The sequence below is a fragment of the Ochrobactrum sp. SSR genome, from assembly GCF_030067775.1.
GTDB classification, from domain to species: domain Bacteria; phylum Pseudomonadota; class Alphaproteobacteria; order Rhizobiales; family Rhizobiaceae; genus Brucella; species Brucella teleogrylli.
In genome coordinates this window covers 319,884-332,644 of sequence record NZ_CP125971.1, presented here as the reverse complement: position 1 = coordinate 332,644, position 12,761 = coordinate 319,884, and the positions used below count along the sequence as shown (strand labels likewise).

Sequence of the window (12,761 nt, the reverse complement as noted above, 5' to 3'; positions counted from 1 at the left end):
AAGCGCCTCAGAAGGCTTCCAACAAAGTCCATAAATCCTGAACGAAACCGGGTGGTGATTATCTCACCCGATAGATGGAGTGCGTCCAGAAATGACCCTATACACGAAAATCAAAATCGCGGCTCTCGCCGCTGGTATAGGCCTTGCTACTTTTGCGCTTCCGGCGCAGGCAGACGAGCAGTATTTCCCGCTTCAGAGCTATCGCGTCGGCCCTTACGCTGCCGGTGGTACTGGCTTCTTTGGTGGGTTCATCGATTACCTCAATCTGATCAACACCCGCGATGGTGGAGTCAATGGGGTCAAGCTGACGTGGTCGGAAGCCGAAACGCAATATGAGGTTGAACGTGGTGTGGAAGCCTATGAGCGTCTGAAAAGCAATCCCGGCATTGCCGCGTGGAACCCGCTTTCCGTGGGTATCGCCTATGCGATGATCGACCGTATCACGCAGGACAAGGTACCGTTGATCACCATTAATCACGGGCGCACGGATTCCACCGATGGACGTGTGTTCCCTTATGTCTTTCCACTATTGCTCAATCCCTATTCTGAAACGTCCGGTATCGTGAACTACATCGCCTCCAAGGAAGGTGGTCTTGATAGTCTCAAAGGTAAAAAGATTGTGGTACTCTACCACGGCTCGCCTTATGGCAAGGAAACCATCCCGATTTATGAACTGCTTGCGGAGAAATATGGTTTCGAGTTGCAGCAGATCGAGGTTCCTCATCCGGGTAACGAGCAGCAATCACAATGGCTTACGATCCGCCGCGCCAAGCCGGATTATGTCGTGCTGCGCGGCTGGGGTGTGATGAATCCCGTGGCTCTGAAAACAGCAGCGAAAACAGGTTTTCCGGTCGATCGCATCATCGGCAATGTGTGGTCAAACTCGGAAGAGGACGTCATTCCTGCAGGCGATGCGGCCAAGGGTTATACCGCCATCACCACACAGGCATCGGGCGCGGACTACCCAGTGGTCAAGGAAATCGTCAAGACCGTCTATGATGCGGGTAAGGGCAATCTGGAAGACAAAAACCGTATCGGTTCCGTCTACCACAATCTCGGCATTGTCAATGGCATCCTGAACGTCGAAGCTATACGCATTGCGCAGGAGAAATTCGGAAAGAGAACGTTGACCGGCGATGAAGTACGCTGGGGTTTCGAACATCTGCAACTCGATCCAGCGCGCGTCGAAGCTTTGGGTGCTAAAGACCTGTTCCACTCCATCAATGTCACTTGGGATAACCACGAGGGCAACGGCTACGTGACCTTCCAGCAGTGGGACGGCAAGAAGTGGAAAGTCGTTTCTGATTGGATCGCGCCTGACTGGGCCTTGCTACGCCCGATCATCGAAAAGTCTTCGGAAGCCTATGCGAAAGAAAAAGGTATCAAGCTTCGCACCGCTGCCGATGCGGATGTTGCGACCAACTGAAGCCATGGGTGGAGCGGGCGGCAACGATGTCGCCCGCCCAGTTACGGCTATGCGGGGTTGGCCCGCCAGAGGAGTTTGGCATGACATTGGAAACCCACAGGCTCAAAGCAAACTCGGGAGAAAACGGGCTTGTGTCCGTTGAGGGCCTCCACGCGACCTATAATCATTCTATCACGGCGCTGCATGGGGTCGATCTTTCGATAGGTCGGGGGGAAATCCTCGCCATTCTCGGCGCCAACGGCGCGGGCAAGACGACCACATTGAAAGCCATCTCTAACCTACTTCCGGCGGAACGAGGGCAGGTTAACGCGGGGCGCATTTTCTTCGAGGGGCGGGACGTCACCCGCGAAACGCCGGCAGGTCTCGTACGGCTCGGTCTGGTGCAGGTGCTCGAAGGGCGCCATTGCTTCAAAAGCTTGAGCGTCGAGGACAACCTCGTCACGGGCGGGCTCGGGCGCGGCGGTTCGCGGTCTGAAATCGCGACGGACCTTGAGAGAGTCTACACCTATTTTCCACGGCTGCGTGATAAGCGCCGGGCGCTTTCCGGTCTCACTTCCGGCGGGGAACAGCAGATGACCGCCATCGGACGCGCCTTGATGTCACGCCCCCGATTGCTGGTGCTCGACGAACCGTCGATGGGGCTGGCGCCGCTTGTCGTACAGGATATTTTCCGCACATTGCGCAAGCTCAACCGCGAAGACGGACTTTCCATTCTTGTCGCGGAACAGAATTCGGCGGTGGCGCTTACCTACGCCGACAGGGCCGTCATTCTTGAAAACGGTGTCAGCGTGCTCTCCGGCAGTGCCGCCGATCTCAAAGCGCGTGACGACGTGAAGGCTTTTTATCTCGGACAGAAACCGGTCTCGGGTTCTGTGGCGCTCGCCCATTGAAATTCAACGAAAACGAGGAGACATGCGATGACCATTTCCAATGTGAATACGAAGGACGTGAGCCAGGGCGTGCCCGCTGTGCCACGACCGGGCAAACCCGCCTATGTCATTAAAAGCGATGCGGAGGCAATTGAGGTTGCGAAGAAACTGGCGGCAGAAATCGCTCCGGGTGCAGCCATCCGCGACCGCGACCGCATATGGCCGGTCAAGGAACTGGATTCCTTTTCGCAAAGCGGTCTGTGGTCGATTAACGTGCCGAAGAAATTTGGCGGTCCGGAAGTCTCTTACGCGACGCTCGCCAAGGTGATCGAAATTGTCTCCGCTGCCGATTCCTCCATCGGGCAGATTGCGCAAAACCATCTTGGTGTTCTCGCAGCCGTGCGTACGGTTTCTGACGAGGCGCAGCAGAAATTGCTCTTCGGCGAAGCACTGCGCGGCACCCGCTTCGGCAACGCGTTTTCCGAGTTCGGGTCCAAGCGTGCCGCCGATTTTGAAACGAAATTCGTCGATGCCGGGGATCATGTTGTGGTCAACGGCCAGAAGTTCTATTCGTCTGGTGCTTTGCTGGCGCATCTGGTGCCGATCGTCGCGCTCGATGAACAAGGGCGAGCCTGGTATGCAATTGCCGAGCGGGACGCTCCAGGTCTTACAGTCATCGACGATTGGTCATCCTTCGGCCAGCGCACAACCCTGTCGGGAACCGTCATCCTCAATGATGTGAAGGTCCCGAAAACCCATCTGGTGCCGGGTTATAAGGGTTATGAAGTGCCGACTGCCGATGGGGCCATTTTCCAGATCATTCAGGTCGCCGTGGATACGGGTATCGCCAGTGCGGCTATCGCCGAAACGATCTCTTTCGTGCGAACCAAAAGCCGTGCATGGGTGGATAGCGGTCTCGAACGCGCTTCGGACGATCCTTATACGATCCACGCTATCGGCGATCTCACGCTTCGCCTTCATGCGGCTCAGGCGCTGCTCGAAAAGGCGGGTTATGCCATCGATCGCGCCATTGAGAACCCCAACGCAGAGACCGTCGCAGAAGCGCAGATTGTGACGGCTGAGGCGAAAATATTGTCGACGGAAATCGCGATCGCTGCGACCAACAAACTGTTCGAACTTGCGGGTACGCGCTCGACGCTCGCCGAACATCAGCTCGACCGCCATTGGCGCAATGCCCGGACGCATACGCTGCATGATCCGGTGCGATGGAAATATGCGATACTCGGCAATTATTTCCTGAACGACGAAAAGCCGCCGCTTCACGCCTGGAGTTGATAACTCACCCCGACGCATGGAACGCGGTTAGAGGCGCTCCATGCGTTTGGTGTCGAAATGCGACGGCTAAAACACGCCACAAACGCCTGCTCCGTTTCTTATCGTGGTCATTGTCAATTGAGTTCTGCGGAACTTACTGCCGGACTGCCAATAACCGGACTTCCCGGCATCTAATCAAAGAATTGCGGCGAACCCTCAACGGGGCTCAGAGATATTTTCACGTAGTCCTTGCAAGTGTATCGCAACTTGTATACTAGAATATATCAGGCCGGAGGGAGTGCTGGCCGTTGTATGGGAGGAGTGATTTCAATGAAAAAGTTGCTATGGGCAGTGGTGGCCGCCACAGCTATGAATATGGTGCCTCTGGCTGGCATGGCGCAGGCGCAGGAAGTTCCAGCACCCGGTAAGAGTGCGCGTATCGACGCCATCAAGAAGTCGGGTGAATTGCGTGCCGGTGTTCTGGCCAATCCGCCATGGCTTGTGGAAGATACCACCGGTTCCGGCCAGCCATGGCGCGGACCGGCCTGGACGCTTGCGCAGACCTATGCCGAGAAGCTTGGCGTTAAACTGGTTCCGGTTCTCGTTTCCCACGAAACCAAAGTGCCGGTTCTGGCCGCCAATCAGGTGGACATGACGATTTCGCCACTCTCCATGACCAAGCAGCGGCAGGAAGTTGTTGATTTTGTCACCTATTCGCGCACGGCTTTGTGCGTGTTCGGCAAGGCTAACAACCCAAAGGTTTCGGGTGCCAAGTCGGTTGACGATTTCGACAAACCGGAAGTGACCATTGCTTATTTCACGGGTGGCGGCGAGGAAAATTGGGTCAAGGAACGTTTCCCCAAGGCCACGCTTCGCGGTGTGACGAGCGCTGGAACAGCGGCGCCGATGGAAGAAATCATGGCGGGTCGCGCGGACGTGGCACCGATCAATCGCATTCCCTTCGTGGCCCTCAGCCGCAATGTCAAGGGCCTAGAAGCGTTGCCGCGTGAAAATAACTGTCAGGACAGCACTGAGGCCGTCAACGAGATCGGTCTGGCTATCGATAAGAACCAGCCTGAATATCTCGCATGGCTGAAAGCCGTGGCTGAGCCAATGCTTCCAGAACTTCTCAAGGAAGAAGAAGCCGAAGTCTCCAAAATGTAAGCCATATGGACTTTGCGCGCGCTGAATCCGGCGCGCGCAGATCATGTTCTGTTCAGGCAGAACTTTCAGGGTCCCGGATCTCTGGATATTGACACATGGAATTCAATTTCAGCGCTATTTTTGATAGCTGGCAGTTCCTGCTCAGCGGCTTGGTGGTGACGCTTCTGCTGGCCGCCAGTGTGAGCGCGTTGAGCTTTTTTCTGGGGCTGCTGCTCACCGTCGCCCGCCTTTATGGTCCCAACTGGCTGAGCCGCATCACGATCTTCTATATCGATACCATGCGCGCCATTCCGGTTCTGGTGGTTCTTGTCTGGGTTTATTTTGCGCTGCCAATCGCAACGGGGATCAATCTGCCGCCATTCTGGTCGGCGCTGTTCTCGCTGTCGCTGCATCTCGCCGCCTATGTTGCCGAAGTGATGCGCGCTGGCATTCAGTCCGTGCGCCCCGGTCAGGTTCGCGCCGGTCTGGCGCTTGGCATGTCGCAGGCGCAGGTTCTGCGCAAGATCGTGCTGCCGCAGGCTTTCGTGCGCATGCTGCCATCCTTCGGCTCGCTGCTGTCGCTCGCGGTCAAGGACACGGCTATTGCCACCGTGATCGCCGTACCAGAACTCATGCGCCGCGCCGAAGCTATCGCCGGGCAGAAATATGCGCCTGTCGAGGCCTACACCACCGTCATGATCCTCTACTTCATCATCATCTTCCCGCTCACCCGAGGCGTCGACATGCTCTATCGCCGCATTTCCTTCCTGGGGCGCTCATGAGTTTCGACTGGTCTATCATCTGGAAAAGCCTGCCCGCATTGGGGCATGGCGCCTTGATCACCATCGCGCTGACCGTGCTGACAATGCTGTTTGCCACGCCGCTGGGTATCCTGATCGCGGTCATGCGGGAATCGCGCTTCAAAATCGTCGCGCTAATTGCGACCTGTTATGTGGAACTGTTGCGCAATTTGCCGATCATACTGGTCGTCTATTGGGCGTTCTATGTGCTGCCGATGATGAGCGGTCTTGCACTTTCGCCATTTCTGACTGGGCTTCTCGCGCTGGTGGCCAACAATGCCGCCTATAATTCGGAAACGTTCCGCTCTGGCATCCGTTCAATCCGCAAGGGGCAGACCGAGGCAGGGCTGGCGCTCGGAATGAGCGAATGGACGGCTTTCCGCAAGATCGTGCTGCCGCAGGCTTCGCGCCGTGTTTTACCGGTGCTGGCAACCACATGGGTCACGCTGTTCAAGGACACCTCGCTGGTGTCGGTGATTGCGGTTGGTGATCTGGCGCATACGGCGCTGCAAATCCGCTCGCAGACTTTCCGCGTAATCGAACTTCTGACCGCAATGGCCGCGATTTACTGGCTGCTGGGCTATCCGCAGGCCAAAATTGTTGACTGGATTCACCGCAAATACGGGGTTACCGAATGACATCTTCCAACACAGCACCCGTAAAGACCGGCGATGTCGTCATTGAATATCGCAATGTCTGCAAATCCTATGGCACATTTGAAGCTCTCAAGAATGTCAGCCTGAAAGTGCATCGCGGACAGGTCGTGTGTCTCATCGGCCCGTCCGGCTCCGGTAAATCCACACTGCTTCGCTGCACCAATGGTCTGGAAGCAATCAATAGCGGCGAGATCAGGATCGATGGCACCGTGCTAACGCAGGACCCCAAACAGGTTCGTGCCATGCGCCAGCGCATGGGCATGGTGTTCCAGAATTTCGAGCTGTTTCCGCATAAGAATGCGCTCGGCAACATCATGATGGGGCCGACCACCGTTCTGGGCCTTTCGGAAAGGCAGGCAAAGGAACGCGCTCTGGCTTTGCTTGCCAAGGTGGGGCTTTCGGACAAGGCGGAAAATTTCCCGTCCAACCTGTCCGGTGGGCAGCAGCAGCGGGTCGCCATCGCCAGAGCCCTTGCAATGGAACCGGAAGTCATGCTCTTTGACGAACCGACATCGGCGCTCGATCCCGAAACCATCGGCGAGGTGCTCAATGTCATGAAACGGCTGGCGGATGACGGAATGACCATGATTGTCGTGACCCATGAAATGACCTTCGCCCGGCGCGTTGCCGATCAGGTCGTGGTCTTTGCCGATGGGCAGATCATCGAACAAGGGCCGCCGGAGCAGATTTTCGAAAATCCGAAAACTGCGCGCACGAAGGATTTCCTGAGCCATCTCGGCTGGGACGGCTGACGCATGGCAGTGCTTCCCGGATCGACCCATAATCCCGAAAAGCCGGTGCCTGGCGCGGGCGCTCCCCCCACAGTAGGGAGCATTCTCGACGCCATTCGTAACGATATCATCACCCTGCGTCTCATGCCGGGCAAACGGGTTTCGGAAAACGAACTCGCCCGACATTTCGGTACGAGCCGCACGCCGGTGCGTGAGGCCCTGTTGCGGCTGGTCGATCAGGGGCTTGTCGAGGTCTGGCCGCAGCGCGGCACCTTCATCATGCCGATTTCACTGGCCGCAGTACAGCGCGCGCGTTTCGTGCGCAATGCGGTGGAAGTTGCGGTTTTCAAACGTGCCGCCGAAGAAGGGCTTGCTGCATCTATAACGGCTGAACTCGACGCCATTATCGCGATGCAGGAAGGCTCAAAGGACTCTCCTGAGAATTTCACCATCGCCGACGATGCCTTTCATCGCACTGTCGCCAATGGAATCCGGATGGGCGACATATGGAGCCTGTTGGAACGGGAAAAAGCCCAGTTTGATCGGTTGCGCTTTCTGAGCCTGCCCAATGTTACCCCCGTCGAATTGCTCATCGAGCAGCACAAGGCCATGCTATCAGCGGTTAAGCGTCGCGATCCGATTGCGGCGGAAGCCGCCGTGCATGTTCACCTTTCGGAAGTTTTGAAAGTCACCGAACATCTGGCCCAGCGTTATTCCGATCTCATCGTCAATGATCTTTGAACGGCTCGATCAACAGGTCTCCGCTTCATGATGTATGGCTGCGACTATGCTATCGGCAAGCATTCGATTGAGACGTGAAACCACCTGTTCGGCAAATGGCCCTTCTTTCAGCTTGGGCGGCAGCAGACCCGGCAACGCGGCAAAAGCGGCAAATATATCCGATGCGGACTTTGTACTGGCCAGTGCTGCGGTGATTTCGTCACCACGAGGATCATTCAGCGGATATGGCTGGCCATTCTCATGCAGGCCCAGACCGTAACGCATCCACACCGCTGTGGCGAACGCGAAGGCTGTAGTGTCACCGCCTTGTTCCAGCAATTCGACGGCTGGCGCAAAGATGCGCTGCGGCATTTTTTCGGTGCCGTCCATGGCAATCTGGCGTGTTTCGTGCGCGATGGCCGGATTGGCAAACCGGTTAGCCAGAGCCTGCACATAAGCGTCCAGATCGGTATCCATCGCGGTCAAGGTCTGTGCTGCCGCATGCAAATGGCGCCGCACCAGCCTGTTGAGCGCCGCGTCCGCCATTACATCGCGTATATAGGTCTTGCTCGAGAGAAACCCGGCATAGGCCAGCATTGAATGACTTCCATTGAGCATGCGCAGTTTCATTTTTTCAAAGGGGCGGACGTCTTGCGTAAAGGTGGCACCCACCGCCTCCCATGCCGGACGCCCGGCAGGAAAGTGATCCTCGATCACCCATTGCGAAAACGGTTCTGTCTCGATTGCAGCTTCGTCTTCGCACCCAATGGCCCGCGCGGCGTCGGCGCGGGTCCGGTCAGTTGGTTGCGGTGTGATCCGGTCCACCATGGTTGCCGGGAAAGCGACCTCCTGCGCGATGCGTTTCGACAGTTCAGGGCCATGCGCGCGCGTCGCAAAATCGATGACCGCAGCGCGTAACAAAGCGCCATTATCCGGCAGGTTATCGCAGCTTAAGACGGTAAATGCCGGTAAGCCCAATTCGAAGCGTCGTTTGAGACCCAATGCGATGAGGCCGAGAACGCCCCGGGGCTGGTACGGCGTTTGCAAATCGGCCATGACCGCGGGATGTACGGGATCGCAACCACCGCTGCGCAAAAGGCCATAGCCTTTTTCCGTCACGGTGATGCTGACAATGCGGCAGTTGGGTTCTGTCATAAAAGACAGCGCTTCAGCGCCAGCCGTCGGCCCGGCAAGCACCTGTCTTACTGAGCCGATGACGTGGGCGCGGCTTTCCTCACCACGCACGATCAGTGTGTAATAGCCGTCCTGCGGATTAAGCGCTTCGGCCACGTCGGTTCCACGCAGCGAGACGCCGACGATCCGCCAGTCAGACGGTGTTTGCGTCAGGGCTGCGTCGGTATAGGCGGCCAGATGAGCACGGGCAAAAGCGCCCAGACCCAGATGCAGGATACCTGCATCAAGAGCCTGTGGATCATAAGCGGGCCATGTGGCTCCATCCGTTGGGCTGCTTTTGGCCGACAGTCTCATCACGCGTTTCCTGTCGTCAACGGATGCTCCAGCGCGGTCATGATTCCCCGCAGTTCCGCCAGACCTTTCAGGCGACCGATGGACGGATAACCCGGTTGTCCGCGTCGTCCAAGATCATCCAGAATATCCTGCCCATGGTCGGGGCGGAACGGAATTTGCCAGTCTTTACGACCTGTTGCCTTGCGGCGGCGTTCTTCGGCCAGAATGGCAGCGACCATCGCGACCATATCCGTGCCGCCTTCAAGATGCCCTGCCTCGTGGAAAGAGCCATACTGGCCCGCATCTTCAATCGTGACATTGCGCAGATGCAGGAAATGGACGCGGTCGCCCAGACGCTGCATCATTCCGGGCAGGTCGTTATCGCGCCGCGTGCCAAGCGAGCCGGTGCAAAGCGTGATGCCGTTGGCTGGAACATCGACTGCCTCGATGATCTGACGGTAGTCGTCCTCGGTGGACATGATGCGGGGCAGGCCCAACAGTGGGAAAGGGGGGTCATCCGGGTGGCAGCACAGACGCATACCGAGTTCCTCGGCAAGCGGAGACACTTCCGATAGAAAATCAATAAGATGACGACGCAGCCTGTCCGCGCTGATATTGTCATATTTTGCCAGTTGGTCGCGCACATCGGCAAGGGTAAAGTTTTCGGCTGCACCCGGCAGACCGTAAACGGTATTGGCGGCGAGTTCCTCGCGCCGCGCATCGCTCATCGTTGTAAAGCGCTCTTTTGCGGCAAGCGCCACATCGGCAGGGAAGCTTTCCGCTGCGCCTTTGCGTTGCAATATGTAAATGTCGAAAGCGGCAAAATCGATGAGATCGAAGCGCATGCATGTCGCGCCGCTGTCCAGACGGAAGGCGAGATCTGTGCGCGTCCAGTCCAGCACTGGCATGAAATTATAGCAGATGACCTCTATGCCAGCGCGGCTGAGATTGGTCATGCTGGTTTTCCAGTTGGCGATATGGGTCTTCCAGTCACCAGTCTGCCGTTTGATATCTTCAGATACGGGCAGGCTTTCCACCACTTCCCAAGCGAGGCGGGAGGGTGCGCCGTCATTCATGCGCCCGATCTGAGCCTGCCGCAGCGCAATTTCGTCCGCAGTCCATACCTCGCCGGTTGGCATGTGGTGCAGGGCTGAAACGACACCCTCCACGCCGGCCTGCCGCATATCGTCAATTGACGTCAGATCCTTTGGACCGAACCATCTCCAAGTCTGTCGCACGTTTTGCCTCCATAGATTATCCTCTCACTAGCAGATGGTAGACTAGTATGGAAGATGAAATGCATCAACGTGAAGCGTGAATTGAGGAAAGTTCACTGTTGCTGCATGGGAGGGGGCGGTGTTTGGTGCAGATCAGCCGTCGACCCTGATCCTGTGGGGGCCGCAGGATGGCTATATGCCTGCAGACTCTGCGCGCGCCTATCGAAGCGATCTGCCGGACACTGAGGTTAATTTTCTGGAACAAGCAGGCCACTGGTTGTTGGAAACCTATTTTGACGAAGCGCTGCCGATCATCCGCGGTTTTCTCGCTCGAATGATGACTGCTGAGAAGCTGTAACAAGACATATTGGTCCAGCATCACTAAATAAGGTGTTCAGGCGCGTTGATGCTACGAAACTCTTCTTCGGAGGGCCAGAAAGTCGAGAAGTGCCCTCACGCGGGAGGGCAGTGGGCCGCCCTGACCGATATGTATGGCGTGGAAGGATTCCCGATCCCCGGGATTAAATTCCTCCAAAACCGGTACGAGACGTCCACTTGCAATGTCCTCCCGTACGGTGAAGTTCGGCGCGCGGACAAGGCCCACGCCGCTCAGCGCCAGTCGCCGCAGAGCTTCGCCGTCGCTGGCTTGAATACGTCCAACGGTAGGTACGACGACGGTCTCCCCATTCCGCATGAGAGGCCAGCCATCCCCAGAGCGGACATAGCCAAAGCCGAGCCTGTTGTGGCCTTCAAGGTCTTCGATTGTTTTCGGTTCGCCCAATTGGTCGAGATAGGCTGGGGCGGCAACAATCAGCATGGCGGAGTCGCCCAGTTTTCGCGCAACAAGGCTCGAACTCTTCAGCGGTCCCGCACGCACCGCTACATCGGTTCTTTCGGCAAGCAAATCCACGACGGTGTCAGTTTGTATCAGATCAAGCGAGACACCGGGAAATTGCGCCAGAAACTCCGGAAGAATAGGAGCGAGGATATGGGTGGCATAGGATGCGCTGGTGTTGAGGCGGATGCGACCGACGGGCTCTTCCCCTGTGCTCGCGCTCCTCTCGGCGTCGGCGATATCTGCGAGAATTCGCATGGCGCGTTCGTAGAACACGCATCCCTCCGTGGTGAGTTGGAACGCTCGTGTGGAGCGGTTCACCAATCGTGCGCCAAGGCGGGTCTCTAACCGTGTTATCAACTTGCTGACTGCGGACGGTGTCATGCGACAGGCGCGTGCCGCCGCCGAAAATCCGCCCCGCTCGACCACGCAGACAAACACTTCCATTTCACCCGAGCGATTGATTTCAGCGCGCGCCATTTTCTTTCCTTAGATACGTCGACTAAAGCATGTCGCTGTTAACCGGATTCGGGATTCCCGTTTGGCTTGATCTGTGATTCACTTGTCTCATGGAAGGAGATGCACCATGGGCAAGCCGCATCCGATTGAGTTGCGTGAGCGTGTCGTTGCGTTTGTGAATGAGGGCAATAGTCACCGGGAAGCCGCTCGGCATTTCCGTGTTTCGCCTCGGTTCGTCAACAACATGATGATCCTGCATCGGTCATCCGGCTGTCTGGCCGCCGCCAGGCAGGGCCACCCGCCTGGAAGTGTGAAGCTTTTGGCTCATGGTGATTGGGTCCGCGAGCAGATGTCCGCCCGTGGCGAAACGACTTTGGACGAACTGTGCGTTGCGCTCGCGGAGCGCGGTATTGAAGTCCACCGCGCCACGGTCGGGCGATTTCTACATCGACTTGGGCTGAGCAATAAAAAAAAGCCTCAAGGCAAGCGAGCAGCGTAGACCAGAGATCGCCAAGGCGCGTGATCTTTGGATCAATCGCCGAAAGCGGTTCTTCAACAAGGCCTTGTCGCGTCTCATCTTTATCGATGAGACTTCCACGAATACGCGCCTGACAAAACGCACCGGATGGTCTGCCAAAGGCAGGCGCTTTGCCGCCTATGCGCCCTTCGGAAAATGGAAGACACAAACCTTCATTGCCGGACTGCGCTGCCATGGCCTGACCGCGCCATGGATCGTCGATGCACCGATGAACAGCCGCATCTTCGAAACCTGGATCGAGACACAGCTTGTGCCGACACTGTCAGCCGGTGATATAGTCATCCTCGACAATGTCGGCTTCCACAAAAGCCGGAAGGCTGAGCAACTGGTCAAGGCAAAGGGCGCTTGGTTTCTCTTCCTGCCGCCCTATTCGCCGGACCTGAACCCAATCGAAATGGCTTTCTCAAAACTCAAGGCACTTCTGAGAAAGCGAGCAGCACGCAGCTTCGACGCCATCTCAAAAGCACTTGGCGATATCATCAGTCTCTTCTCCATCAATGAATGCCAGAACTTCTTTAAGGCTGCTGGGTATGAGGCCGAATAAATGCGACACGCTTTAGCTGATGAGGGAAGCGCGACGACGGTGATGCTGGAATTGGTCTTTGAATTCACAAATGATATTACA

14 protein-coding genes are annotated in these 12,761 nt (G+C 56.9%); 11 read left to right on the top strand and 3 right to left on the bottom strand.

Features of this window, described 5'->3' with window-relative positions; translation table 11 throughout:
* Window positions 1-91 precede the first annotated feature (91 nt).
* From QLQ11_RS18965 to QLQ11_RS18930, 8 genes are all read left to right on the top strand, one after another.
* A complete protein-coding gene (locus QLQ11_RS18965) occupies window positions 92-1,426 on the top strand; it encodes an ABC transporter substrate-binding protein (protein WP_283735723.1) in 1,335 nt (444 codons plus the stop codon).
* 80 nt (window positions 1,427-1,506) lie between these two features.
* Entirely contained in the window at window positions 1,507-2,316 is an 810-nt protein-coding gene (locus tag QLQ11_RS18960) for an ABC transporter ATP-binding protein (protein WP_283735724.1), read from the top strand.
* Window positions 2,317-2,343: 27 nt separating this feature from the next.
* The gene (locus QLQ11_RS18955; protein WP_283735725.1) at window positions 2,344-3,591 is read left to right on the top strand and encodes an SfnB family sulfur acquisition oxidoreductase; all 1,248 of its coding nucleotides are present in this window, start codon (window positions 2,344-2,346) and stop codon (window positions 3,589-3,591) included.
* A gap of 309 nt (window positions 3,592-3,900) precedes the next feature.
* Complete coding sequence (locus QLQ11_RS18950) at window positions 3,901-4,734, top strand: ABC transporter substrate-binding protein (RefSeq protein ID WP_283735726.1); 834 nt, start codon at window positions 3,901-3,903, stop codon at window positions 4,732-4,734.
* Between the two features lie 95 nt (window positions 4,735-4,829).
* A complete protein-coding gene (locus QLQ11_RS18945) occupies window positions 4,830-5,495 on the top strand; it encodes an amino acid ABC transporter permease (protein WP_283735727.1) in 666 nt (221 codons plus the stop codon).
* Complete coding sequence (locus QLQ11_RS18940; protein WP_109366176.1) at window positions 5,492-6,151, top strand: amino acid ABC transporter permease; 660 nt, start codon at window positions 5,492-5,494, stop codon at window positions 6,149-6,151. Before QLQ11_RS18945 ends, QLQ11_RS18940 begins: the two co-directional genes overlap by 4 nt.
* Entirely contained in the window at window positions 6,148-6,921 is a 774-nt protein-coding gene (locus QLQ11_RS18935) for an amino acid ABC transporter ATP-binding protein (protein WP_171317722.1), read from the top strand. Before QLQ11_RS18940 ends, QLQ11_RS18935 begins: the two co-directional genes overlap by 4 nt.
* 3 nt (window positions 6,922-6,924) lie before the next feature.
* Window positions 6,925-7,641, top strand: a complete 717-nt coding sequence (locus tag QLQ11_RS18930) for a GntR family transcriptional regulator (protein WP_371836055.1) — start codon at window positions 6,925-6,927, stop codon at window positions 7,639-7,641.
* Window positions 7,642-7,650: 9 nt separating this feature from the next.
* Here QLQ11_RS18930 and QLQ11_RS18925 read toward each other — a convergent pair whose 3' ends face one another.
* Together QLQ11_RS18925 and uxuA are read right to left on the bottom strand one after the other, a co-directional pair.
* A complete protein-coding gene (locus QLQ11_RS18925; protein ID WP_283735728.1) occupies window positions 7,651-9,108 on the bottom strand; it encodes a mannitol dehydrogenase family protein in 1,458 nt (485 codons plus the stop codon).
* Window positions 9,108-10,325, bottom strand: coding sequence for a mannonate dehydratase (gene uxuA / locus QLQ11_RS18920; RefSeq protein ID WP_109366172.1), 1,218 nt, complete (start codon window positions 10,323-10,325; stop codon window positions 9,108-9,110). The genes QLQ11_RS18925 and uxuA overlap by 1 nt, the downstream gene beginning before the upstream one ends.
* A gap of 118 nt (window positions 10,326-10,443) precedes the next feature.
* Here uxuA and QLQ11_RS18915 point away from each other — a divergent pair, with 118 nt between their 5' ends.
* Window positions 10,444-10,662 carry an alpha/beta fold hydrolase gene (locus QLQ11_RS18915; protein WP_209445974.1) on the top strand — a complete coding sequence of 73 codons (219 nt, stop codon included), beginning with the start codon at window positions 10,444-10,446 and terminating at the stop codon, window positions 10,660-10,662.
* Between the two features lie 51 nt (window positions 10,663-10,713).
* Here the strand turns inward: QLQ11_RS18915 and QLQ11_RS18910 are convergent, their stop codons facing one another.
* Complete coding sequence (locus QLQ11_RS18910) at window positions 10,714-11,619, bottom strand: LysR family transcriptional regulator (protein WP_283735729.1); 906 nt, start codon at window positions 11,617-11,619, stop codon at window positions 10,714-10,716.
* 106 nt (window positions 11,620-11,725) lie between these two features.
* Here QLQ11_RS18910 and QLQ11_RS18905 point away from each other — a divergent pair, with 106 nt between their 5' ends.
* On the top strand, window positions 11,726-12,097 hold the full coding sequence (locus QLQ11_RS18905; RefSeq protein ID WP_011982874.1) for a winged helix-turn-helix domain-containing protein: 372 nt from the start codon (window positions 11,726-11,728) through the stop codon (window positions 12,095-12,097).
* A gap of 64 nt (window positions 12,098-12,161) precedes the next feature.
* Window positions 12,162-12,680: an IS630 family transposase gene (locus QLQ11_RS18900; protein WP_244597083.1), complete on the top strand. Its 519-nt coding sequence runs from the start codon at window positions 12,162-12,164 to the stop codon at window positions 12,678-12,680.
* Window positions 12,681-12,761: the final 81 nt, after the last annotated feature.

Excerpts from the sequence above, each read along its gene's own strand:
- QLQ11_RS18965 (WP_283735723.1), top strand. The coding sequence starts at position 92 with ATGACCCTATACACGAAAATCAAAATCGCGGCTCTCGCCGCTGGTATA.
- QLQ11_RS18925 (WP_283735728.1), bottom strand. The coding sequence starts at position 9,108 with ATGAGACTGTCGGCCAAAAGCAGCCCAACGGATGGAGCCACATGGCCC.
- QLQ11_RS18930 (WP_371836055.1), top strand. The coding sequence starts at position 6,925 with ATGGCAGTGCTTCCCGGATCGACCCATAATCCCGAAAAGCCGGTGCCT.
- QLQ11_RS18960 (WP_283735724.1), top strand. The coding sequence starts at position 1,507 with ATGACATTGGAAACCCACAGGCTCAAAGCAAACTCGGGAGAAAACGGG.
- QLQ11_RS18905 (WP_011982874.1), top strand. The coding sequence starts at position 11,726 with ATGGGCAAGCCGCATCCGATTGAGTTGCGTGAGCGTGTCGTTGCGTTT.
- QLQ11_RS18935 (WP_171317722.1), top strand. The coding sequence starts at position 6,148 with ATGACATCTTCCAACACAGCACCCGTAAAGACCGGCGATGTCGTCATT.
- QLQ11_RS18945 (WP_283735727.1), top strand. The coding sequence starts at position 4,830 with ATGGAATTCAATTTCAGCGCTATTTTTGATAGCTGGCAGTTCCTGCTC.
- QLQ11_RS18940 (WP_109366176.1), top strand. The coding sequence starts at position 5,492 with ATGAGTTTCGACTGGTCTATCATCTGGAAAAGCCTGCCCGCATTGGGG.
- QLQ11_RS18950 (WP_283735726.1), top strand. The coding sequence starts at position 3,901 with ATGAAAAAGTTGCTATGGGCAGTGGTGGCCGCCACAGCTATGAATATG.
- QLQ11_RS18910 (WP_283735729.1), bottom strand. The coding sequence starts at position 11,619 with ATGGCGCGCGCTGAAATCAATCGCTCGGGTGAAATGGAAGTGTTTGTC.
- QLQ11_RS18955 (WP_283735725.1), top strand. The coding sequence starts at position 2,344 with ATGACCATTTCCAATGTGAATACGAAGGACGTGAGCCAGGGCGTGCCC.